A 24216-nucleotide genomic window follows, 5' to 3' on the forward strand; every position below is an offset into this window, starting at 1 on the left:
AATTCCAGATATTTTATGTATTTGTTATTTATAGCAATGGACGCGAAATGGCACGGAATAAATTATCTTGGACGCTGGTGGCAGCCTTATCCTGCTTTGGGGTGTCGGCACAACCGGTACTAGCAAAACCGGTTGCCTGGGATCAGCAAGATCAAACCTGGCTGAGTCAGCAATCAGAACATTTTTCCATTCACTTCTTAGATGGTCACCAGCAAAATGCGGCGAAAGCGCTGGATATTGCCGAACGTGTCCACCGCGAACTACTGCCATTTTTTAAATTCCCCCCACAGGCACGAACTGAAATCGTGCTGGTTGATGACTTTGATTTTTCTAACGGTTGGGCAACGCCATTACCGTTTGCTCAGATCAGGTTAATCATGAGTCCGCCTGAAGATGTGAACAGCCTGGAAGCCAATGATGACTGGCTCCATATGCTTATCCGCCATGAATATGCCCATATTATGCACATGGAGCTGGCATCAGGTTCGGTCAAAGCTTTGCGAAAGGTGTTTGGCCGCAATGTGTTTTTATTCCCGCATGCTCTGACGCCGTCGGTGCTGCTGGAGGGGCTGGCTGTTTATCTCGAAACCAACAAAGAGCTGGGTTATGGCCGCTTGCAAGGCAGCCTGTACGACATGGAAATGCGTATGGAGGTGGCAAGTGGCGAGCTAAAAGATCTGGAACAAGTTGCCGTGGCTTCACGTGAGTGGCCGCTGGGTTCTCAGTATCTTTATGGGGCTTACTTTATTGAATATCTTTCCGCGACGTATGGTGAAGATAACGTTCAGCTGTTTTTACAGGATTACAGCCGCAAATTATTGCCTTATTTTTTGTTAAACAGCTCCGCTAAAAAGGCCTTTGGTAAAGACTTTCAGATGCTGTGGAGCGATTACCAACAGTATTTGACGACCCGATTTGACTCTGAGATCACCATACTCAACCAACAGGCTGTTGTTGGTCGTGAGTTAGACAACAATCCGTTTCTTCAAGTCACCGCGACAGGTACAGATGGCCTGCTGGTTAACCGTAATAACGGCGAAGATCGCGCCGTGATTGCGATGCTGAATGCTAAGGATCTGAAAAAAGACGATCTCAACTGGCAAGAGGTTGTTAACACCAAAGGTGTGACAGCCATTGATCAGCACCCGCATGCGGGTTTGGCCGTTTCCCGGATAGTGAGTTATGCCGATGGCCGGCAGTTAAACGATATATTTCTGTATCAAAATAGCGGTTGGATCCAACTGACTGAGCGACAGCGTTTTCGTAAAGTTCGCTGGATGCCTGATGGCTCTCAGTTACTTGCCAGCCGTAAAGTCGATGGCCTCAGTGAACTGTGGCTGCTGGGTATTCAGTCGGGGGATCAGCCAACGCAGGTGTGGCAAGGTGAACAAGATGTCGTGCTGGGCGCGTTCGATGTTGCTCCGTCCGGTGACTATCTGATCGCTGCAGTTAAACGTCCGCTGCAAGGCTGGAATCTGGAACGGCTGGATCTGAATAAACATCAGTGGCAGCCATTGACCGATAGCAGAGCCACAGAAAATAGTCCGGTATTTTTACCCGACGGCCGAATAGCGTTCAGTGCCGATTATGATGGCATCTACAATATTTATGTGATGGAAGAAGAGACCCGCGAAATCACCCAATGGACACGGGAAATAGGCGGCGCGTTTCAACCGGAATGGCAGCCGGATTTAGGTCTTGTTTATCAGGCATATGGCACCGATGGTTATATGTTGCGCTACATTGAGCAGCCACAGGCGTTATCTGTCTTTGCGATTAATCGTCAGCAAGGACGTTATGACTATCCGCCAGCGATAACTGAAAACGTCGAAAAATCAGAGCCGGAAGCATACAGCCCATGGCCGACGGTACGTCCGCATAGCTGGTTTCCGCTCATACAAGTGGATGATGTCAGTACTCAGGCGGGAGTGATCACTTCTGGCTCTGATGCGTTAGGCCGGCATAACTACTTGCTGGCAGCGGCCTGGGATTTCAAGAATGATCTGGCCAATTTCAATCTGGTATATGGTTATGATAATCGCTGGGTGGTGGCTGTAGAGAGCAGCCACAGCTTTGATAAATTCACTCAGGATAACAGCGAAGGTTATCGTATTATCCGAGATGATTTTGCCCTGCTCCAGCGCAACCACCTCTTTACGGCGTGGGAAGATCAACTCAGCCTGCATGCCGGTATTGTTTGGGATAAAGAAAGCTTAGTGTCTCAGCCAGACTTTACCAATATCGGAAAATATCGGGAAACCCATGAAGCCTTAACGGGGCTGGCCTTAACCTTTGACAACCGTGAAGCGTACCTGAATGTACCGGGCATTGGTTGGGGTCATTATGTTGATCTGATAGCCGAAACCAATGATGTGTTTAATGCTGATTACAGCGGTGAAAAATATCAGGCTCAGTGGTCAGGAACCTGGGATCTACCCGGCCGTACGACCCTGACAGCGCGACTGGGCTTGGGCTATGCGGATGATAGCGCAAAAGCCTTCCGGCTGGGCGGTTATGATACCTCAGAGGAAACGCAGTTATTTGGCCGTGATACTCAGGCGCTGAGGGGCTACGATGAGTCGGCTCAGCGCGGCCATCAGTATGCGACTCAACGGCTGGAGCTGGAAACCTGGCTGGCACGTGCAGAGCGTAACTGGTCACTATATCCGATTGGTTTGGGTGATATTTCAGGTTCCCTGTATGTTGATTCAGGAGCAGCCTGGGATACGAGGAAAGATGCCAAGCAACTCACTGGCGTAGGCACTCAGATCACGGTTGAAACCAAGTTGGGATATAACCTCACCTTGCCGGTGACGTTTGGATATGCCAAAGGGCTCGATAACGACAAAGGTAAAAATCAGTTTTTTGTGCGCATAGCGTCTTTTTTCTAACCGCGAGTCCCGGTTAACGACCTGAGTTAGCCGGGGCTTTATTAAAAAAGCTGTTGAACGGTCAATTATGCAGGCTCCTGAACAATATATGTGGTTACATCGCCGGTTTAAAACTCGTCCGGAAGGTGAGCCTTCTTTATATAATTGAGTGAGGCTGGGGTTCAAAGTAAAAACGGGTTAAATTGTATTGATATTTGAGTTGAATGAAAATATAAGAAATGCGCATTGTTTATTCATTTTACGGCGAGCTATTTGTATATAAATATAAAAAAGCCCCCGCTTTAAGCGGGGGCGAAAAATTACCGAGATTACCACACACATTAGAGCACTTACTTTAAAGATTGATCATAGAGCGTTATATTTCAATCTTTAAATGAAGGTAGCGTCTACCTTGTGCATAGGTCCAGTATACACATTCACACCATCAATGTAACCCTTAAGAGGTATGACCATGTTGTCCCTCTTAAGACTCTGATTAAAGTTAATGTTTTTTATTTAAATTCATAAATGATCTGATTAAAAAAAGATACATACTGTAAGAATCTGACACTTAACGGTTATATTTTTTACAACTCAACCAGGCTATTTACTTTATATTCGATTGTTATTTTGCTGGTTAAAAATGAACAGCGCAATGTATAGAACAGGTCAGTCATTGGATTACGCCCGGATAAAGTTGGGTAAACTACAGAGAATGATCAAGGCGTGACTTCAGCAACGAGAACTCCCCTATCAAGAAAGCCTGGCTTAGTTGTCGGGCTATGGTAGTGGTAATATTGCGGTATTCCCCCATTTTATATAGAGGACAAAACTGTCTCGTATATAAAACGGGTCAAAATAGCAGAAAGGTTAAACAATCTGCCTTTAAATTGCACTAGTGGTTAAACGATGCTGTACTCTTGATGAGGTTAGCTATTTAAACTGTCTAACAGTATTTTTGAATCATCATTTCCATTTAAGAAAGATTCATTCAACCAATAAACACTTTGCTCAAAATCATCATTGCTACCACTAAGCAGCAAGCTTAACCCTAATTCATATTGTGCTTCTGGCTCACCGTTATGCGCTGCTTTTTGAAACAGTGCCAAAGAGCGCTTGTTATCTTTAAGGCAGTGTTTACCTTGTTGGTACAGTGATGCTAAATGAAGCTGGGCGTAGCCATCATTGAATTTATCGCCGAGTTCTAAAAAATAAATCGCATTATTATAGTCATTAGAGCCAAGGTAATATTGATACATTAACTCGGCAATATCAGCACTGTCTATAGAAGATTCTTTTAACGTAAATAAAAAATCGTCAGAGACTGGAGTATTTAATAATTTATCTTCAAGCTCATTTAAGCATAAGTCAGTAGTCTCGTTTTTCATAAACAGCTCTATCAATTAGATGAAAAAACAAAATAACAGATTTAAGAAATTAATTGCACTAATGCTAAATTTTAGAAAATCACGTTAAATCAATATACTGCTTTTGACGGGATGTAATTTATTTGTCATTTCAGTTGCTTAATGAATGAAAGAAATGGAACGGAAATCACAAGAAATTAATTTGGATGGTGGTTTTTTGAACGAAGGGGTGTGGTTGATAACAATATGTCACCAAAAGGATGATGGAAAAACTCAAAACCATCGTATGCGACCGCGCTTGTGCGGTGGTGTGATAGGAGAGAGGCCTAGAGGCCTCCTCCTACTTGATTAGCGCTAAATCGATTAAGCTAAGCTCTATTAAGCGTTTAACGCCTGCTCAAGATCAGCCAGAATATCGTCGATATGTTCGATACCCACAGACAGGCGGATCATTTCAGGGCTGACACCTGCATCATGCTGTTCCTGTGCATTCATCTGACGGTGAGTCGTCGAAGCCGGGTGACAAGCCAGTGATTTCGCATCACCAATGTTCACCAAACGTTTAAAGATTTGTAGTGCATCATAGAAGCGAACTCCCGCGTCATACCCCTCTTTCAGGCCAAAAGAAAGGATAGCAGAAGGCTTGCCGCCCATGTATTTCTGCGCCAGTTCATAATGGGGCGAATCTTTCAGGCCGGCATAATTCACCCAGCTCACTTTGTCGTGTTGTTTCAGGTATTCCGCTACTTTCAGCGCGTTCTCCGTGTGTCTTTCCATACGCAAAGGCAGGGTTTCTAATCCTTGCAGTAATAGGAACGCATTCATCGGCGATAACGCCGCGCCGGTATTACGCAATGGTACGGTACGGCAGCGACCAATGAACGCTGCATCACCGAAGGCTTCGGTATAAACCACACCGTGATAAGACGGCTCTGGCTGGTTAAATACCGGGAAGCGATCTTTATGTTGCGCCCAGGGGAATTTACCGGAATCGATAACAATTCCACCCAGCGAAGTTCCGTGGCCACCGACATATTTCGTCAGCGAGTGCACCACAATATCGGCACCGAACTCGATAGGCTTGCATAGCACTGGTGTTGCCACCGTATTATCAACCACCACAGGTACGCCCTGCGCATGAGCGAGATTGGCTATCGTTTCGATATCTACAATATTACCCGCCGGGTTCCCGATTGTTTCGCAATAAACCGCCTTGGTGTTTTCGTCGATTAGCTCAGCCAGACTTTCAGGCTTATCGTCTTTGGCAAAGCGAACCTCAATGCCCTGTTTTGGCAGCATATGGGCAAACAGGGTGTACGTACCGCCATACAGTTGCGGGGTTGAAACAATGTTGTCACCAGCTTCAGCCAGCGTCAGTATGGCATAGTTAATTGCCGCGCTGCCTGCACTCACAACCAGTCCGGCAATGCCGCCTTCCAATGCCGCCATGCGCTTTTCAAGTACATCGTTGGTCGGGTTCATGATACGGGTGTAGATATTGCCCGGAACTTCCAGGTTAAACAGATCGGCACCGTGCTGGGCGCTATCAAACTCGTACGCGACGGTCTGGTAAATTGGGGTGGCGACCGATTTTGTCGTGGGATCGGTTTGATAGCCGTGATGGATTGATAACGTTTCGTCTTTCATCTCTTCTTCCTTGATTAAGTAGACTAACTAGTGTTTCTTTGTACCATGAAAAACAAGCTTCGCGCTAATGGCTTTGCCTGTGTGATCGAGGATATTTTCTGCACAATGGTTAGAATACGTTCCTGAGTTTTTAACCTATCCCCATCTGTAATACTAAATATACCCAAGTTACCTCAAGATGCAGGATTCAGAGTGATACCAGCCAGTTCAATTCAAGGAAAATGTGCGAAGGAATGACGGGTCCTTTCGAGTGCATTTGACACAGAAGTGGGCTGGCTGGAACACTCCCGAAGGGCGAGTTTTCCAGGCACTAATGTTGCGTTGCTGATTTTTGATGTAGAGCGACTATATCTGCAAATCAGCGTCTGACCTTAGCGCCTGGAAATTCTCGCTGAAACGAGCATCTTGAGGTTACTTGGGTATAAATAAAAGGAGTTGCGGTTGTATATTGGTGAAGTTGTCAAACGTTCCGGCGCGTCAGCGAAAGCGATAAGGCTTTATGAGGCATTAGGGTTATTGTCCGGTATTAAAAGGCAGGGGCGTTATCGTGTTTATGAAGAGCACGATGTTGAGTTTATCCAGCTTATCAAACAAGCACAAAAATTAGGTGTCACGCTGTCAGAGCTTAAAAGCCTTCTTGTTAGTCGTAACACGCTTGATTGGCTTGCGGTGATGGAACTTCTGGCGCACAAACAACAAGCCATTGATGCTCAGATAGCAGCGTTGCTCTCAACCCAAAAACAAGTTGAAGACTACCGGTGCGAAATTCAGAAATGTTTCGATAACGGTTGACTCTTCCCCAAGGGGTAAAGTTTAGACTGCTTGTTTTCACAAGGAGTCAACCGAATGAGCAAGCGTATTTTAGTGCTAAATGGAAATCCGAAACAAACCAGTTACAGCGCTGAACTGGCCGAAGCCTATCTGTCTACAAGCCAGCAACACAATGATGTCCGTTTGATGTCACTTCATGATATGGATTTTGATAGCAATCTGATCAATGGCTATGATCAGATCCAGCCACTGGAGGCCGATCTGGAGTCTTTTCAAAAGGCGCTAACATGGGCCGAGCATGTCGTCATCATTTCCCCAGTCTGGTGGGGAGGAATTCCCGCCAAGCTGAAAGGATTATTCGACAGGACTATTTTACCGGGTTTCGCGTTTAAGTATCATGAAGGGAAATCTATTCCTGAAAAGCTACTGGCAGGGCGAACCGCTGATATCATTTTAACCATGGACACGCCGCCCTTATTTTATCGATGGTTTCAAGGTAACCCGGCCTATAAACAACTGAAAAATACCACTCTGGCTTTTTGTGGTTTCAAGAAGATATCAGCGACATATATTGGGCCTGTGATAAATTCATCAGAAAAACAGCGCGCCAAATGGCAAGATGCCGTCACCAAAATGGGGGCTAAGTAGCGGACAAAGACGGTAGGTAAATTTCGCCTTCATCATGAGATCGCGCACAAACGGTCTGATTGCGATATGCTAGCGACAAAATGACGTTACAGTAGTAATTTATGACAATCGAAATTACCACCCTGCCTGAAGCTGAGATAACCTGTGCCAACTGCAAGGCTTGTTGTTGCCGGTTAGAAGTTATGCTCATTACTGAGACTGGCGTTCCTGAGCGCTATATTGATACTGACTCGTGGGGCGGAAGGGTAATGGCACGTCTTGAGGATGGTTGGTGCGCAGCCTTAGACCGCGATACATTGATGTGTTCGATTTACGAAAATCGACCGCTGATTTGCCGAGAGTTTGAGATGGGAGAATATGAGTGTATCGCCGAGCGAAACGATAACATGTAAACGTAGAATCAACGAGATTGATGATTTTCATTAATGTTGAAAATCATCAATCTTGCCTTTTGTCTTGCGGCTTACACCTTAAACCGGTGTGAAAGCTTAATGTATTGTTAATTCACCTTCGAGATCAGTCAGGATCATTTTCTGAATATCCAAACCAAGCAGCATCAAAATAAGGCACCAATTTAAAAAGGGAATGTTACTTTTTTCTAAATTATCGTTGAAATGGGTGCTGTTCCAATCAAACGATGCCGATAAATCACTGATTGTTAACCCTGTAAATGCATTGTCACCGATAATTTCTCGCAGTTGATCGGCGGAAGGAGTCACAAATTTATTGGCAGGGCGAAAAGCACTGGCATTGAATGTGCCCAAAATTTTACGGATATCTGCCGGTAACGGTCGACCATGATTCTGAATATTCGGTCTGCCTACTAAAGCAGCTAAGAAGCACCAGCAAGCATACGGGATCGTCGATACTTCAAACGGCTCTTTTTTATACCTTGCGCTCCAATCGCGGAACTTACGCTCTGGTATTGCCGTTATTTTTACCAAGGTCGCTGAGTCGTAATCGTACTCACGCAACAAATTTAAAATTTCTGCGACTTCTGAAACGAAAGGCTTCGTCCATACATTGGATGGTGCAAAGGTGTTTTCTCTTATCACGGACTAATCTCTTCTTCAAAAGTGAGCCTACGTACGTAAGCGTAGTCTCTTAATTGTATTTTAATCTGTCAGCCACTTTCATTATTTGCACTGCTGTCATGCTAAATAGCGACTTTTTAAGCGAACTGGCCAAATCTGATGATGTCGGCTATTTTGATGAGAGATAATACTGATATACCCAAAGAATGCAAAAAATAGACCCAAAGGCTCAACAACACGCTCCCATCATACGCAGCGCATGCTTTCGTTTTTATGAAGAGCTCAATGACTTCTTACTCCAAAAACAGCGCAAGATAACGTTTCCTTATGAATTCACAGGAAATCCATCCATTAAAGACACGATTGAAGCGATTGGGGTGCCACATACCGAAATCGATTTAATCGTGGTCGATGGCGAGTCGGTGGGTTTCGAGTACCAGATGCAGGGCGGTGAGCATGTCTCTGTTTATCCCGAATTTGAATCTTTTAATATCACTCCTCTTGTTCACCTCCGTTCACAGCCACTACGGATAACAAAATTTGTCGTGGATGTTAATTTGGGGAAATTAGCACTGAAGCTCCGACTACTCGGATTTGATACCTTATACAATAAAGATTTCAGCGATAGTGAAATTGTCCAACTGTCTCTGAATGAGAAACGCATCATTTTGACGCGTGACAAGGGTATTTTTAAATACAGGGCAGTCACTCATGGGTACTGGGTTCGCAGTGATGATCCAAAACAGCAGTTAAGGGAAGTAGTTACCCGCTTACAGCTGGAGAACAGTTTCAGACCATTTACGCGTTGCTCAAATTGTAATGAACAATTGCACCCGGTTGATAGTAAACGATTAAAAGGTCGCGTACCTGATGATGTCTTGTTATTTTCTGATGGTTTTATGGAGTGTCAGGGGTGTAAAAAAATCTATTGGCGAGGGTCCCATTATGACCGCATCTGTAAATGGATTAGCAAATTAAACGTCAATTAACTCTGCATCTTGAGGTAGTTTTGGGGGGGATGATTAAAGACAGGCCGAGTTTTGTATTATTCACATAAAGAATACAAAACTGGTATAAAATGCCAAGCATTGCATGCGGACTGCCGCACTTATTAGTTTAAATGAAGGGATCGTATGATTGTAATTACTGGTGCCAGTAGTGGCCTGGGTGCCGCGCTGGCAAATTTGTATGGTAACGACGGACAAGCGCTGTTACTTACCGGACGCAGTGAGCAACGTCTATCACAGGTGGCGAAAACGATTTCTGGCGACGTTCAGACAAAACCGGCCGACCTGTGTGATCCGCCGGCTATTTCAGCCTTGCTCGATTCGCTGGAACAAGCACCAGATACCGTGATCCACTGCGCTGGCAGCGGTTATTTTGGCCCCATTGAAGATCAGCAGCCTGAGTTGATTGGCGAACTGATCCACAACAACGTGACATCGGCGATCTTATTACTGCGAGAGTTGGTGAAGCGCTATCGTCATGAGAAGGTCAATGTCGTTGTTGTAATGTCGACGGCGGCGCAGGTAGCTAAAGCCGGGGAGTCGACCTACTGTGCAGCTAAATGGGCAGTGCGGGGGTTGATCGAATCTGTTCGTCTTGAGCTGAAAGGCAGCCCGATGAAACTAATCGCAGTGTATCCCGGTGGAATGGCTACGGATTTCTGGCAAACCAGTGGCAAAGATCTTGATACCTCGGGCTTTATGACCGCAGAGGAAGCAGCGACTATGCTGAAGCAGGCGCTGGTCAGCGCCGAGCACGGTTATGTTTCTGATATTACAATCAATCGCTCTTAGTCGTTAAATTCGAAAGCTTTGGGATGAATTCGCTTTCGTTATGTGAATATTGGAAATCTGATAGTCAAAATAAAAGGAATTAATATGCTTCTCAGAGTTACTGCTGCATTCATTCATCTGTTGCTCTGGCTTGGCGTCGCTATTTCGCCAGCCTTAGTTGGCGCAGCTATTGCTGTGATCTCGTGCATTATTCTTGATGACATGAATATGGTTCTGATCGCGGCATTGATGGGCACTGGGCTGGTGATCGGTATTGTGTGTGCTGAAAAAATCAGAACAACAATGGGTCTGGTAAATTTTTGGGGCAGGCTAAACGGTCAACCTGAACTCAATGAGTCAAATAAAGGGTAAGCGGGTTATTTAACTCAGCTAGCTATGATGAGCGAAGGTAATAACACTAGATATGATCACCACGCCCACAGGGCGTGGTTTTTAGTTGCTAATTATAGTTAGAACCAAGTTTCCATTTGCAGTGCAAACATTGCTTCGCCGCCTTCGCCCATAGTGCTTGCATCGTCAGCCAAGCTCACAGAGTAGTTATTCAGATCTTCGCTCCAGTCAACATACGAAGCCGCAAAACGAATTTCCGGACGCTGGAAGAAACCACCAGAAGTATCTAGCTTAAAGGTTGGTGCAATAGTGGCTTTGTAGAAGCTACCGTCAGCTTGTTCCGTGCCGTTATCCAAATCCATGTACTGGTAAGAGCCTTCATACACCATTTCAAAGTTTTTGGTCAGCTCTTGCGCCAAACGAACATTCACCGTTGCCCACATGAACTCATCACCGTCTTTAACACGATCCTGGCTATATTCACCCAAGAATGCAGGTGCGATACGCCAGTTATCAGCAAAGCGAGTGACACCGTAACTGAATAGTCGTACAGCCTTGGCATCTTCATTTAGATCACCATTAGAACCAATCCCTTTCAGTTCAGCACCTAAACCCTGGCCCATTATCACACCCGTTTTTGAGAAACCTTCGCCGCCACCGTAGAAATTGTCACCATGATAGGCCAGCAATGCGTGGAAGCCATTTTCAGCACGTTTGGTTGGAGATATGTCAGTTACATCTCTACCTTCATTGTCTGCAGCTGTCATTGCGTTCAGCATCAACTGCCACTGGCCGATGTAGTTGTTCATCGTAACAATGTAGTTTTCCACTTCCAGGCTTTCGCTGTCGATGGCCCCAAAATCACGGCCGTAAATTGAGACGTTGCTCTGCCAGTCATCACTGAACTGAACATCATAAATACCTGCACCGGTTCCCGACAGGAAGACAATATCAGTATCCATAAAGTGAATATCGAAGTTATCACGGTCAAAACGCTTACCCGCCCAAATGGAGGCATACGACAGGGCACCATCAAAAGAATCCAACCCTCCTAGCTCAGCAAAGATTTGTCGAACATTGAGCGTTGAATCATCGGAAGTCCATTCATTGTTGGTTTCTGTACTGTCGGCCAGCATTACACGGTACTTCGACCAAGAACCATCATCTTGGCTGATATTATGATCAAGTATTACTTCAACATAGTTGTCATCTTCAACACCCAGACGACCGACAGCACCACCTAGTGCGCCAGCCGCTGTCATGTATGGTCCTGTAATGGCAGATTCACCATTCAAGTTGTCATCAATCAGCAAACCTGCTCGTGCATAGCCATGAAACTCAAAAGCAGACGCTTTGCTTTCGGCATCTCCAGCCACTTGTTCAGCTTTTTCCAGGCGCTGCTCTAGATTGGTAATTCTGGCCTCAAGTTCAGTAACTTGATCTTGCGCTAAGACTGAACCTGAACAGCCTAAAGCAATAGCGAGAGATAAAAGACCTTTTTTCATAATTGTTATTCCCTTCAAGATGTAATAAGGAACGCACCCATATAGACGAGCCAAATATATAGCCCGTGCTAATGTTTGGAGTTGATGGGATTGTTCCCATTCATTATTACAAGGGGCCGCACCAGAAAGAAATGGGAACAGTCCCAAAAGGTGAGGGCTCTCACAGGTTTTTTAAAAACGGGTTGGATTAGAAAAGGGTGAAAAGGCCAAATTACTCCTGATTGGTTCAATTTTTAAATGTTATTTTTGCTTCTGGCGACACGAGAAATGAAGGCAATAAATCCTGTTGCTATAACACTTTAAAGCAATTTTCAGGATTCTTATGGAGCAGAGTAAGGCGTTGATAGAAACACCTAAGGTGTGAGGACTTTCACAGTTTGGGAATGTTCCCATTTCCATCTTGGAAATATGTTGTAACAATAATTGGGAACAGTTCCATGGCGAAAGCCTGTACCACCACACAACATATGAATGGATATCAACATGAGTACGATAAAACGACAAGAGATAGAGCGTCTGGTCGAGCTGATAGGCGGACGGGATAATATTGCCAGCGTCAGTCACTGCTTAACCCGCCTGCGCTTTGTGTTAAACAACCCTGCACAGGCAGACAGCAAGGCGATAGAACAGATCGCCATGGTAAAAGGTTGCTTTACCAACGCCGGGCAATATCAGGTAGTTATTGGTACCGAAGTGGACCAGGTCTATAAAGTTCTCAATGAAATGACCGGCATGAGCGGGGCGTCAAAAGATGAAGCCAAAGTCGCAGCACGCCAGAATATGAATTTGCTGGAGCGGGGAATTTCCCACCTTGCCGAAATCTTTGTTCCGCTGCTTCCAGCTATTATTACCGGTGGTTTGATCCTTGGCTTTCGTAATGTGATTGGCGACATTCGCATGTTCGATGGCAAAACCTTGGTTGAAATCAGCCAGTTTTGGTCGACGGTACACTCCTTCTTATGGTTGATCGGCGAAGCGATTTTCTTCTTCCTGCCTGTCGGGGTCTGCTGGGCAACCGTGAAAAAACTGGGCGGCACACCGATCCTCGGTATTGTGCTGGGTGTTACCTTGGTTTCTCCGCAGTTAATGAACGCCTATCTGATCGGTAAGCAGGCACCGGAAGTCTGGGACTTTGGCCTGTTTGTGATTGAAAAAGTCGGTTATCAGGCTCAGGTCATTCCTGCCATGCTGGCGGGTATTGCACTGGCAATGATAGAAACCAACCTGAAACGTATTATTCCCTCCTACCTGTATCTTGTTGTGGTGCCGTTTATTTCATTGTTAACGGCCGTCGTGCTGGCGCACTCGTTGATTGGTCCGTTTGGCCGTGTTATCGGTGATGGTGTTGCGTTTGCGGCGAAAGCGGCAATGACGGGTGATTTCGCAGTTCTTGGTTCGATGGTTTTTGGCTTCCTGTATGCACCATTAGTGATTACCGGTATTCACCATACAACCAATGCCGTTGATCTGCAGTTAATGCAAGATATGGGTGGCACGCCTATCTGGCCGTTGATTGCGCTGTCAAATATTGCCCAGGCTTCTGCTGTGGTCGGTATTATCTGGATCAGCAAAAAACATAACGAGCGTGAAATTTCAGTACCTGCCGCCATTTCGGCTTTCCTCGGTGTGACTGAGCCTGCGATGTACGGTATCAACCTGAAATATAAATTCCCTATGCTGAGCGCCATGATTGGTTCTGCTATTGCCGCGGCGATTTGTGGTAGTGCCGGCGTGATGGCGAACGGTATCGGTGTCGGCGGCCTGCCGGGCATCCTTTCTATCCAGCCTGCATACTGGATGGTCTATCTGCTGGCAATGGCGGTTGCCATCGCAGTGCCTATTACTCTGACCTTGGTGATGTATAAGCGCAAGCTGGCCAAAGGTGAGATTGAGCTAGTCCCTCAATCAGCATAATTTCTTTCGGGGCAGGCGCAGCTTGCCCTTTTCTCTTCCAATGCACCACCTTGTATGAATAGATGGGAATTTGGTATTAACCTTTTTTGGGGGAAACAGGATGTACTATGGTTTTGATGTCGGCGGTACCAAAATTGAATTTGGCGCATTTAATGAACAATTAGAGCGTGTTGCCACTGAGCGTGTACCGACACCTGTTGATGATTACGATAAGCTGGTGAACACCATTGCCGATATGGTGCGAACAGCAGATCAGGAATTTGATTGTGAAGGTCATATTGGTATCGGTATTCCAGGGATGGAAGATGCTCGTGACGGTACCGTGTTGACGGTAAATGTACCGGCAGCGAAAGGGCGAACGTTACGAAAAGATCTGGAAGCGGCACTTGGGCGTAGTGTGGCGATTGAAAATGATGCTAACTGCTTTGCCCTTTCCGAAGCCTGGGACGAAGAGCTGCAAGGTGAGGAATCTGTTATCGGTCTGATTTTGGGCACGGGTTTTGGCGGTGGTTTGATCTACGATGGAAAAGTATTTTCAGGTTTTAACCATGTTGCGGGTGAACTGGGCCATATACGTCTGCCGATTGATGCCTGGTTCCACCTTGGCGAAAAACCACCTTTATTCGACTGTGGCTGCAACAATAAAGCATGTATGGATAGTTACCTCTCCGGTCGTGGCTTCGAACTGCTATACGAGCATTATTATGGTGAAAAGCTAAAAGCGATTAAAATTATCGAAAGCTACCATGCTGGTGAAGCTAATGCGGTTGAGCATGTTGATCGTTTTATGGAACTGCTGGCTATCTGCTTTGCTAATATTTTTACTGGCTTGGATCCTCATGTTGTCGTGCTGGGCGGCGGTTTGTCTAATTTCGATCTGATTTACGACGAATTGCCAAAACGTATGCAGAAACATCTGCTGTCTGTCGCGGTTCCTCCGCGTATTATCAAAGCCAAACACGGTGATTCTGGTGGCGTACGTGGCGCAGCTTTCCTGAAAATTAAATAATTCAATATCGAGTAGGGTGCGGCTTATGCCTCATCCCTCGATGTTGTCGTAAAGAGACTTTAATTATTGCCATTCCATTACTCTTCTTATTATTCCTGCACTTGCGATGATTACTTTTATTACCCCTGCAGAGTTCTAAATTGCCAGTGCCGCCCACAATAAAATAGGCAGTGTGATAATCGCGAAAAAGTTACCGAATAGCACCATTGATGCCACGTTGGTCGGTTCGACATTAAATCGTTCAGCAAACAGGTAGTTCATTACTGCTGGCGGTAACATGGTGAACAGCACCATCATTTGAAGCTGTTGGTGAGGCAGTGGGATAAAAATATAAATCATGGCGAAGGTGATGGCACCCGTGCCAAGGCTGAACAAGGTGGTCATTAACCCGGTGCGTAAGCCCGTCAGGCGCAGGTTGATCATCTGCGCGCCTAACGACAGTAACATTACCGGGATTGAAGCCTGGCCTAACAAATGGGTGGCTTCGTAAAGTGGCTTCCAGACCGAAATGTCCAGTAAGTTAACAGCGAGAGCGGCAAGGGTTGCCAGCAACAGCGGGGTTTTAAAGAGTTGCTTAATCGACAGGGTTCCTTTGTTGCTCAGCAGTGCCATGCCGACGGTGATATGTAAAGTGGTCGATACTACAAACAGCAACACGGCTGCACCCATGGCGGTTTCACCAAAGGTGTAGCTGAACAGTGGAATAGCGAGATTGCCACTGTTGCGAAACATCTGTGGCGGTGCCCAGGCTTTAAAGGTTATTTTATTAATTCGGCATAGGGCGATCATCAGTAGCCCCGGCATAATCACCGCACAAACGGCAGCGGTCAGCAAGGAAACCTGAGAGGTGTCGAGCTTCATATTCACTAATGACGAGAAGATAAGTGCAGGCACAAACACATCCATGTTGATGCGGTTGATCGGCTTAAAATCTGGTTTCAGCCGTTTGCTGATCGCATAGCCGACGAGCACAATCGCAAAAACAGGGAACAGAATACCGACGACTTTCTCAAACACCTTAGCTTCCTTGCTCAGTTATTATTGGTTCAGGATTATGGAATATCTGTTTAAGGTTTCACCATAGCGGTTTATCGTACAAATTGTAATATTATTATATGGTTAATAGGAATGATTTGGTCGTGCATGAGTGGCAGTGGTTATTGCCCTTTTCGATGACTTTTTGAGCTTACAGACAGTCAGTGCATATAATGTAAGAGACAGAATGTAACCATAAGCAGGTTCGATGTGATAACTGTATCTTTAGTTAATAGCGCAGTTGCTGCGATTGCCGTGATGATCCATTACGAATTCTTATATCAACTCACAGCTCTTATGCCAAAGATGAATATCTTTCATCGTCTGAGAATCGTGTTTGGCGTCTTCGGTGCTTTAATTGCTCATACGGTTGAGGTATGGCTCTTTGGATTGGCTTATTATTATATGCATCGTTCTGAAGATTGGGGAAGCTTAGAAGGAAATTTTGATGGCAGTTTATTGGATTGTGTCTATTTTTCGTTCACGACATTCACGACCTTAGGTTTTGGTGATATAGAACCATCCGGAGATCTGAGATATTTAACCGGAGTTGAATCATTAACGGGTTTGGTATTGATCACCTGGACAGCTTCTTTTCTCTATCTTGAAATGCGACGTTACTGGAACTTGAAATAAAGGGCTAATAAATAAATGTAAGGTGGGTTTTCTGTTATTTACCGTTTGGGAAGGATCTTAGGTGCATTAGCCAGAATATCGCTTTTCCTCTTAATTTATTGTTGTGCAATTTACCTTTTACCTCGACGCAAGCTTCATTAACCTAACCGTTAGTACTTCGATAAACTTGTGTTAGTTATTTTTAGATGATGAAACATAAGACTGTGCACACATTGTCAGTGATCTGCATGCCTACATCAACTTTGCGACAACACCCAAAGAACTCCATGTAAGAGTAAGGTATTTTCGTAATGAAAAAGGCTGGAGCCCTATATTATTATGAAACTACGAATTTGCTCACTATTGCTTCTATTCTTGACGGGCTGCGTTACAGTCGCCGAACCAGAGCTTCAGGTGACGAGAATAAACATGGTGAAGACGGGGAATTTAAGCCTTCTACCTACAGAATCAAAACGATTTTCTTGGCATCCGACCTTGCTTAAAGTCTATGTATCAGATGATGCGGATGCAGAGAAGCTTGTAAAGCATATGCAAAATTCCATTACCAAGCTAATGGAAAGTAGAGGCTACCAATTGGTTCCGATTACCGATTCTCCTTCCGTTTTAGTGGGCTTTGGCTTAGCACTAGAGTCTGAGATGAGTGATAAAGAGATCCTTAATAGAGCCGGTCTAATGGTTGGATTGTCGACCGTCGGAGTTGACAGAAATCAATATGAGAAAGGTTCTGTACTGGTTGCTATTTTTTCACCTGAACAAGTACTTCCACTGTGGCGGGTTTTAGCTCAGGGGTTGACAGATTTGAAGCGATCAGATGAAGAACGTGAACAGCGTATTGATCAAATTATGGCAAGAATACTGAAGTCAATACCACGTGCTTAAGTTGATGTGTCCATCCATTAATTATCTGAATGGTTAGATAATTAATGGATTTGGTATCAACGCGAACCTCAACTGTAGATCCCCTGACATGGCCAACTTAGTCACCCCTTTCCCAAAGCCAGGACAGGTAGGGTCGTGTACGATTCTTGTGAGTGCTTGAAGCGGGCCTGTTGTGATCATGCTATGACGTAAAATATCGCTCAATACATCATCAGGGATGCATTTGTCGTTTAATTGAGTAAACTGAGCGCCCTTTTCGCAGGGAGTGACAATATGACACCATACTGATGTCCGTACTCCCTGAGTTTTCGACTGCAGAGGTATTACTTAAATTGATGCAAGATCGTGCCGGCCAAATGGTCATCTTTCACACTCTGGTTCAGGCTGGTAGTTTTACGGCCGCTGGACAAAAACTAGGGGTTTCGACTTCTCATATCAGCAAACAACTGGGTGCACTGGAGGCTGAGCTGGGCGTGAAGCTGGTACAGCGAACAACGCGGAGTTTTACCCTGACGGAGGCTGGTCAGCAGTTTGTTGAATTTTGTCAGCAGGTTGTATGTAACGTTCAGGATGCTGATGCAATGATGAATGATGTACGGGACGAAGTGGCCGGTATTCTGCGTTTGGGGTTGTCACAATCTTTTGGCACCATGCACATTATTCCTGCTATTGAGCAATTGCGTCGTCAGTATCCGGAGCTGCAGGTTGAAGTGAGCCTGTTTGATCACAAAGCCAATATGGTGGAAGAGGGGTTTGATCTCTGGATCACCAATTTCGAAAATATTCCTGATGGCTATGTTGCCCAGCGCCTGGCGGATACCCGTTTTGTAGTTGCTGCATCACCTGATTACCTGATGAAAAATTCGGCGCCTCAGCATCCGAATGATTTGCAACAGCACAATTGCCTGACTTACCAAAGCCGCCAGCGTAGTTATGGCACCTGGTCATTTAAAAAAGATAAAGAGGGGCTGTGTGTGACAGTGTCAGGTAACTATCGGGTCGATTTAGCCGAGGCGGTGCGTGATGCTACGGTCTCAGGGTGGGGGATTGCCTATCTGGCTACGTATTTGCTGACTGATGAGTTTAGAGAAGGCAAGCTGATCCAATTGCTTCCGGATTGGGTGGCAAACCAGTCGATGCCTTTCTATGCGGTTTACCCAAGCCGAAAGCACCTACCGAAAAAAATCAGTGCAGCGATTAACTTTTTTAAGAACTACATCGGTGAACCACCCTACTGGGATAAGGCGCTGAAGCCATTGGTGAAGCTGTAAATTTAATCGATCCTGAAAGCACATCATTTGTCGTGGCCAAAACATCTTTTCCATACAGCAATAATAGAGAGTGGTTTTGATAAAAGTCGATTTTAATCATAATGTTAAGGTTTGTCGTTTTGATGCCATTTTTTCTGGTTACAAACAGTTAACCAGAACGAGTTGCCGATAATAAACGACTGTTTAGAATGCGCGCCTCTACTTCATTAAGAACATAGGCCCGATTCATGACTTCGTTGCTAGGTATTGCCGCTATATTGCTTTTTGCATGGCTGTTATCAACAAATCGCCGCAATATTCCCCTTAAAACCGTTTCTCTTGCATTTGGTTTACAGGTGACATTTGCTCTGCTCGTGTTGTATGTGCCGGCAGGTAAAATGGCGCTGAATGCTGTCACCGGGGGCGTGTCGAGTATTATCAATTATGGCCAGGAAGGCATTGTATTTCTGTTTGGTGGCCTGGCTACCGGCAGTGTAGGGTTTGTGTTTGCGATTAATGTACTCGGCATCATTATTTTCTTCTCGGCGCTGATTTCTGCGCTCTACCATATTGGCCTGATGCCCAAAGTGATTAATGTCATCGGCGGTGGCTTACAGAAGTTTCTGGGTACCGGCCGGGCAGAATCTCTTTCTGCGACCGCGAATATTTTTGTCGGTATGATTGAAGCCCCGTTGGTTGTTAAACCGTATTTGAAAAACATGAGTGATTCTCAGTTTTTTGCGGTAATGACTTGTGGTTTGGCCTCTGTTGCTGGTGGTACGTTAGTCGGGTACGCGTCGTTAGGGGTTGAGCTGAACTTCCTGATTGCGGCTGCATTTATGTCGGCACCGGCCGGTTTATTAATGGCGAAAATATTGGTGCCACCGTCAGATACGACTCATGATGAAGATGAAATTACCTCGGTGGAACTGCCTCGTGCGACGAACGTAGTTGAAGCTTTAGCTGATGGCGCAATGTCCGGTTTACGTATTGCAGTTGCAGTGGGTGCGACTTTATTAGCCTTTATCAGTGTTATTGCATTGCTTAATGGTCTGCTGGGCTCTTTTGGTGACTTATTTGGCATCGAGTTAAGCTTTGAATTAATTCTTGGCTATATTTTTGCGCCAGTAGCATGGCTGATAGGTGTACCCTGGAATGAAGCGATCACTGCTGGTTCGTTAATTGGCAACAAAGTGGTGGTTAATGAGTTCGTGGCATTTATTCAACTGATGGAGGTCAAAGATCAGTTAAGTGAACATTCACAAGCTATCGTGACATTTGCTCTTTGTGGCTTCGCTAATATTTCGACGATGGCGATGCTGATTGGCGGGTTAGGCTCTCTGGTACCGGAACGCCGCCAGTTTATTTCTCGCAATGGTTTCCGTGCGATTGCTGCTGGTGTATTGGCCAACCTGATGAGTGCAGCAATTGCTGGTGTTATTCTGTCGATGTAAGTCTTCAGAATCATCATCACAGCTATTGTTAGTGCAAATTTGACCATAGTGATAAGGGAGCCGATTCGGCTCCCTTTTGGTTAGTGCTTATCAAGGTGCTTAGCCAGGCGCTTGCCGAGGCAAATAAGGGTATATGTTGGTGGCATCCCCCAGGCTTCTGGAATGACAGAGGCATCACAAACATACAGCCCCGAAATATCTGACTGCAGATCCGAATCAACAACCTCGCCAATTTTGGCGCTGCCGCCCTGGTGTGCGGCAAAGTGGTGGGTACTGTAAATAGAACGGGCTCCGGCCTGATGAAGGATCTCTTCGGCAATGTCGGCACCTGTTTTGAGCCTGTTTTTATCTTCATCGCTAAGGCTCTTATTGAGCCATTTAGGACCAATGCTGCCGCTGAGTCCATCCTTAACCTTCACCATAATTGACAAGGTATTACTGGGCGAAAACATTCGGTTAAATTTCCCTGCCTGAGCGGTGAAAAGGTGAAAAAATGGCTTGGGTAAACTTAAATCTGACAACATGATCCCGTCTTCCGGCAGGTGTAGTCCTGCAGCCATCGGTATTTCACCGCCACTGTATTTTTCTTTGACAGCACCCATCACGGCAACGACCGGATCGATAAAATAGTCCTGACCTGCGCTGTTGATACCCGTGGCTTGTAAAATTCGGGCTGAGCCAATTCCTCCTGCCGCCAGAACAATATTTTTTGCATAAGCGACTTCAGGTTTACCCTTATGGTTATATTCGACACCAATAGCGCGGTTATTCTCGGTTAATACTCGCGTTACCCTGGCATTGACGACCAGCTTACCGCCTTGTTCAACGGCTTCATCAAGAAACATTCTGGCATTCCATTTCGCGTCATAGGGGCAGCCGTATGAACAGAGATGGCAAGCAGAACGACATTTATCCATATGAATGAATTTATCTAATTTCTGCCAGTTCAATCCCAGAGTCTGAGCACTATTCTTGATTCTGTGTGCGATGGGACCGATAAGATGATCAGGCAATACATCAATTGGGAGGTTTCGCTCAACGTCAGCGATTTCCTCACTGAGATCAATGCCATATTGATTAAATAACGTGGTGGGGGGAGCCATTGCCGTGGCATAGTTGATTGCCGAGCTTCCCCCGGCAGTAATACCACGGATCAATAAAGAAAAATCTGAAGTAACAAAAGCGCTTTTACCCGGAATTGCGGCAATGCCCGCCATCTGCATAAAAGTGCCTTTCAGCGGAGCTGCGCTACCCCATTCTAGTACCAAAACGTTTTGGCCTTGTTGTACCAGCTCTTTTGCAACCGTGGCACCACCGGGGCCGCTACCGACAATGATGGCGTCAAACATTGCGTTCAGTGATGAATTACGACTAACTGGCATGGTGTTGTTACCTCAAGACATTTGCTCAAAAGCTGAGCTCAAATAACTTGGTTACTATACTGGATTCATCACAGTATTATAAAGAGAGCAGGAAGAAAACAGTCATGCTGATCACAGCTGTTAGCAACACATTTTTCAGTTTCCAGGCAACCAGGGCGGCGACGGTCGCGGCGATCAGGTAAGGGTTGCTGATTGAGAATCCCGGTTCGCCACCGGGCAAGAACACAATCGGAGCCCAGATAGAGGTCAGTACCGCGGGGCTGGAATAGCTCAGTAGCTTCTGAGTCTGAGGATTCAGGCGAAGCGGCAACTTTGGTTCCAGAAACAGATAACGACTGGCGAAAACCAATAGGGTCATAGCCACAATTGTCAGCCAGATCATACTTGGTCTCCTTTCATTTTTTCGACGGTATAGCCGCATACCATGGCAGTGATACTTGCCAGCATTAACCCGCCATCTATGTCATACCACTGGAACAGCACAGAGAGCACCATCGCCACGACAACGCTGATCAGAACTGAAAGTCGCTTAATTGTTGGAATGACAATGGCAATGAAAGTGGCTGCGATGGCAAAATCGAGCCCCAATTTATCAAGATTAGGTAAGTACTGACCTGCAATAATGCCTGTCAGGGTCGACAGGTTCCAGCTCAGGTAAAACCACAGCCCAGTTCCCAGTGCATACCAGCGGTTAAACTGCTTCTGCGTTTGATGACCACAAATTGCGAATAATTCATCGGTCAGTAAAAAGCCTAAACCTAAACGCCATCGCAATGGTAGCGGGCTGATTTTATCCCGCATCGTGACGCTGTACAGTAAGTGACGTGAGGTAATAAACAGCGTGGTTAGAAGCAAGGTACCTAAACCTGCACCAACCTTCAGCATGCCCATCGCAACCAGCTGAGCAGAGCCTGCGAATACAATGGCTGACAGCGCCTGGCCCTCAAGAGGCTCCAAACCAATATCAATGGCGAACGAACCTGCCAGTAACCCCCACGGGATCACGGCAATACATAACGGCGTGACTGCCAGTGCACCTTGCCAGAACAAACTGCGTTTTTCTTGCGTGCTAGATGCGTCAGCGGGGCTATTTATTGTGTCTGTTTGCATGATCCCTCATTGGTGAATTGTCGTGTTTACATCGGTTGTTGTTTCAAATTATGTCATCCATTTTAGAGTCACAGCTTGCAAGAAGCTTGTACAACCTTGCTGTTCTTATTTAGAGCCTGGTTATTTCTGCTTTAGCTGGCGGGCAAACTGCCCCGGAGTGATCCCCATGGCTTTTTTGAAATGACGATGAAGGTGACTTTGATCGTGAAAACCTGCTTCTTGTGCAGCATCAGAGATCTTATGACCCCGGCGGAGCAGTCTCTTCACCAGATGTAACCGCGCCTGGATCTGGTAGGCATGAGGGGGAAGACCATATTCTTTCTGGAATGCCCGAACCAGATGGAATGGGCTCAGGGCTGCCAGTTGCGCCAGTTCTTGCAATGAGATATCGGCAGTGGGAAAGTCATCAAGAAACTCTTTGACCAGTTTCAGCTGACGCTGACTTTTCGGGGGATCAGCAGGGGTGACGCGATTGCGGCCGTGCTTGCACATCAGCTTCGTCAGCACGCTGTAGACTAAGGTTTCGCGCAGCAGTCGATTGGGCGATTTATCCAGAGTGTCGAATACCAGCCGGAGCTGGCTGACCAGTTCAGGGTCGTAAACTACAGGGTCGGGAAAATACGGAGCTCCTGTGATCGGTGAACGAAGTTCGTGACTGATCGCTTCAAACTGTTCTGGTAACGGATACATGGCTTTGTATGACCAGCCACCTTCTGTAGCTGAATGGCCATTATGGATCTCATCGGCATTTACCAGAATGATGCTGCTTTCCGGAGCGATGTGGTTACCACCTGTACGGTAAAAGCGTTGAGCACCCTGTTCAATAACGCCGACTGTGTAACCTTCATGGCTGTGACGCGAGAAGTTCTGATGGTGGTATTTGGCTTCCAATACCTCTAAACCGCCCAGTTCATCAGCATAGCTGTATTTTGCTTGCTCTTTGGCTGTTTTGTTACTGGCGGGATTGTCATTGCTAGCTTGCTTCTCTGACATGTTTTGTCGCCTGGGTATTGGTGAGCACGGGATAAGTTGCGCATTATTGTAGCGCAGGCACAAATTATTTTTTTGTATAAAATTGCGCATTATCTAGGCCTTGATGAATGTTGAGAGATTAATATTCACCATGGATATGAAGCTACATGCATTTTGGCGTGCTTTCTTATCACATAGGAAATATTCCTAAGAATATATTGTCATTAATGAAATGAAGGGGGGGGGTATTTATATTCTGTTCGCATTCTATTTACATTCTATTTGTATTCTATTTGTATTGTTTCGATGTAATGTTACCTGTCATTAATTTGGAAAGTGTTATTGTATCATTTCCATTAACATGGTTTCATTTATAACTCCTTTAATATCAATGCGTTAAATTCGATCTATTTCTTCACCCCAGCGTTGTTTATGCTGCTCTATTTATTACTTACGAATAAAACACTATTCTTTTTTTGATTTATTCTATTAAAAACATTTAATATTCAGTATTATCTCACCCAATAAAACACCGATTTATTAAACTGACATATATAAAGCATCTTTATCTGCCAGACAGATAGTTAAGATCACAGGTTGAAAC

At 45.5% G+C, this 24216-nt stretch carries 22 protein-coding genes and 1 pseudogene; 14 read left to right on the forward strand and 9 right to left on the reverse strand.

Annotation, left to right across the window (positions count from 1 at the left end; translation table 11 throughout):
• Positions 1-47 precede the first annotated feature (47 nt).
• Positions 48-2891 carry a hypothetical protein gene (locus L4D76_RS06920; protein ID WP_428440185.1) on the forward strand — a complete coding sequence of 948 codons (2844 nt, stop codon included), beginning with the start codon at positions 48-50 and terminating at the stop codon, positions 2889-2891.
• Positions 2892-2928: 37 nt separating this feature from the next.
• A pseudogene (locus L4D76_RS06925) lies at positions 2929-3039 on the forward strand (LpxL/LpxP family acyltransferase); the annotation flags it as partial.
• Between the two features lie 760 nt (positions 3040-3799).
• Here L4D76_RS06925 and L4D76_RS06930 read toward each other — a convergent pair.
• Positions 3800-4258: a tetratricopeptide repeat protein gene (locus L4D76_RS06930; protein ID WP_428440186.1), complete on the reverse strand. Its 459-nt coding sequence runs from the start codon at positions 4256-4258 to the stop codon at positions 3800-3802.
• A gap of 357 nt (positions 4259-4615) precedes the next feature.
• The gene (locus L4D76_RS06935) at positions 4616-5884 is read right to left on the reverse strand and encodes an O-acetylhomoserine aminocarboxypropyltransferase/cysteine synthase family protein (RefSeq protein ID WP_428440187.1); all 1269 of its coding nucleotides are present in this window, start codon (positions 5882-5884) and stop codon (positions 4616-4618) included.
• A 441-nt stretch (positions 5885-6325) separates the two neighbouring features.
• Here L4D76_RS06935 and L4D76_RS06940 point away from each other — a divergent pair, with 441 nt between their 5' ends.
• The 3 genes from L4D76_RS06940 to L4D76_RS06950 all read left to right on the forward strand — a co-directional run bounded on the left by L4D76_RS06940 (position 6326) and on the right by L4D76_RS06950 (position 7695).
• The gene (locus L4D76_RS06940) at positions 6326-6676 is read left to right on the forward strand and encodes a MerR family transcriptional regulator (RefSeq protein WP_428440188.1); all 351 of its coding nucleotides are present in this window, start codon (positions 6326-6328) and stop codon (positions 6674-6676) included.
• A 54-nt stretch (positions 6677-6730) separates the two neighbouring features.
• Positions 6731-7303 (forward strand): NAD(P)H-dependent oxidoreductase, encoded by a 573-nt coding sequence (locus L4D76_RS06945; protein ID WP_428440189.1) that lies wholly within the window; start codon positions 6731-6733, stop codon positions 7301-7303.
• Between the two features lie 101 nt (positions 7304-7404).
• Positions 7405-7695, forward strand: a complete 291-nt coding sequence (locus L4D76_RS06950) for a YkgJ family cysteine cluster protein (protein WP_428440190.1) — start codon at positions 7405-7407, stop codon at positions 7693-7695.
• A 96-nt stretch (positions 7696-7791) separates the two neighbouring features.
• On the opposite strand, the gene L4D76_RS06955 is transcribed toward L4D76_RS06950, so the two are convergent.
• Entirely contained in the window at positions 7792-8358 is a 567-nt protein-coding gene (locus L4D76_RS06955) for a hypothetical protein (protein ID WP_428440191.1), read from the reverse strand.
• A gap of 185 nt (positions 8359-8543) precedes the next feature.
• Between L4D76_RS06955 and L4D76_RS06960 the strand changes: the two genes are divergently transcribed.
• From L4D76_RS06960 to L4D76_RS06970, 3 genes are all read left to right on the forward strand, one after another.
• On the forward strand, positions 8544-9326 hold the full coding sequence (locus L4D76_RS06960) for a Mut7-C RNAse domain-containing protein (RefSeq protein WP_428440192.1): 783 nt from the start codon (positions 8544-8546) through the stop codon (positions 9324-9326).
• A gap of 144 nt (positions 9327-9470) precedes the next feature.
• The gene (locus L4D76_RS06965; protein ID WP_428440193.1) at positions 9471-10136 is read left to right on the forward strand and encodes an SDR family NAD(P)-dependent oxidoreductase; all 666 of its coding nucleotides are present in this window, start codon (positions 9471-9473) and stop codon (positions 10134-10136) included.
• Between the two features lie 84 nt (positions 10137-10220).
• The gene (locus L4D76_RS06970) at positions 10221-10487 is read left to right on the forward strand and encodes a hypothetical protein (protein ID WP_428440194.1); all 267 of its coding nucleotides are present in this window, start codon (positions 10221-10223) and stop codon (positions 10485-10487) included.
• A 98-nt stretch (positions 10488-10585) separates the two neighbouring features.
• Here the strand turns inward: L4D76_RS06970 and L4D76_RS06975 are convergent, their stop codons facing one another.
• Complete coding sequence (locus L4D76_RS06975) at positions 10586-11971, reverse strand: carbohydrate porin (RefSeq protein WP_428440195.1); 1386 nt, start codon at positions 11969-11971, stop codon at positions 10586-10588.
• A 483-nt stretch (positions 11972-12454) separates the two neighbouring features.
• Here L4D76_RS06975 and treB point away from each other — a divergent pair, with 483 nt between their 5' ends.
• Both treB and nagK read left to right on the forward strand, forming a co-directional pair.
• Complete coding sequence (gene treB / locus L4D76_RS06980) at positions 12455-13885, forward strand: PTS trehalose transporter subunit IIBC (RefSeq protein WP_428440196.1); 1431 nt, start codon at positions 12455-12457, stop codon at positions 13883-13885.
• A 100-nt stretch (positions 13886-13985) separates the two neighbouring features.
• Positions 13986-14894 carry an N-acetylglucosamine kinase gene (nagK, locus tag L4D76_RS06985; RefSeq protein ID WP_428440197.1) on the forward strand — a complete coding sequence of 303 codons (909 nt, stop codon included), beginning with the start codon at positions 13986-13988 and terminating at the stop codon, positions 14892-14894.
• A 135-nt stretch (positions 14895-15029) separates the two neighbouring features.
• On the opposite strand, the gene L4D76_RS06990 is transcribed toward nagK, so the two are convergent.
• Positions 15030-15911, reverse strand: a complete 882-nt coding sequence (locus L4D76_RS06990) for an AEC family transporter (RefSeq protein WP_428440198.1) — start codon at positions 15909-15911, stop codon at positions 15030-15032.
• 228 nt (positions 15912-16139) lie between these two features.
• On the opposite strand from L4D76_RS06990, the gene L4D76_RS06995 reads away from it, so the two are divergent.
• From L4D76_RS06995 to L4D76_RS07010, 4 genes are all read left to right on the forward strand, one after another.
• Positions 16140-16565 carry a potassium channel family protein gene (locus tag L4D76_RS06995; protein ID WP_428440199.1) on the forward strand — a complete coding sequence of 142 codons (426 nt, stop codon included), beginning with the start codon at positions 16140-16142 and terminating at the stop codon, positions 16563-16565.
• A gap of 318 nt (positions 16566-16883) precedes the next feature.
• The gene (locus L4D76_RS07000; RefSeq protein WP_428440200.1) at positions 16884-17444 is read left to right on the forward strand and encodes a DUF4136 domain-containing protein; all 561 of its coding nucleotides are present in this window, start codon (positions 16884-16886) and stop codon (positions 17442-17444) included.
• 332 nt (positions 17445-17776) lie between these two features.
• A complete protein-coding gene (locus tag L4D76_RS07005) occupies positions 17777-18715 on the forward strand; it encodes a LysR family transcriptional regulator (protein WP_428440272.1) in 939 nt (312 codons plus the stop codon).
• A gap of 227 nt (positions 18716-18942) precedes the next feature.
• Positions 18943-20148: a NupC/NupG family nucleoside CNT transporter gene (locus L4D76_RS07010; protein ID WP_428440201.1), complete on the forward strand. Its 1206-nt coding sequence runs from the start codon at positions 18943-18945 to the stop codon at positions 20146-20148.
• A gap of 80 nt (positions 20149-20228) precedes the next feature.
• On the opposite strand, the gene L4D76_RS07015 is transcribed toward L4D76_RS07010, so the two are convergent.
• From L4D76_RS07015 to L4D76_RS07030, 4 genes are all read right to left on the reverse strand, one after another.
• A complete protein-coding gene (locus L4D76_RS07015; protein ID WP_428440202.1) occupies positions 20229-21530 on the reverse strand; it encodes a GMC family oxidoreductase N-terminal domain-containing protein in 1302 nt (433 codons plus the stop codon).
• A gap of 76 nt (positions 21531-21606) precedes the next feature.
• Positions 21607-21912, reverse strand: coding sequence for an AzlD domain-containing protein (locus tag L4D76_RS07020; RefSeq protein ID WP_428440203.1), 306 nt, complete (start codon positions 21910-21912; stop codon positions 21607-21609).
• A complete protein-coding gene (locus L4D76_RS07025; RefSeq protein ID WP_428440204.1) occupies positions 21909-22640 on the reverse strand; it encodes an AzlC family ABC transporter permease in 732 nt (243 codons plus the stop codon). Before L4D76_RS07025 ends, L4D76_RS07020 begins: the two co-directional genes overlap by 4 nt.
• Positions 22641-22760: 120 nt before the next feature.
• A complete protein-coding gene (locus tag L4D76_RS07030) occupies positions 22761-23633 on the reverse strand; it encodes an AraC family transcriptional regulator (RefSeq protein WP_428440205.1) in 873 nt (290 codons plus the stop codon).
• Positions 23634-24216: the final 583 nt, after the last annotated feature.

Source organism: Photobacterium sagamiensis (assembly GCF_050337085.1).
In the GTDB taxonomy this organism is placed as follows: Bacteria; Pseudomonadota; Gammaproteobacteria; order Enterobacterales; family Vibrionaceae; genus Photobacterium; species Photobacterium sagamiensis.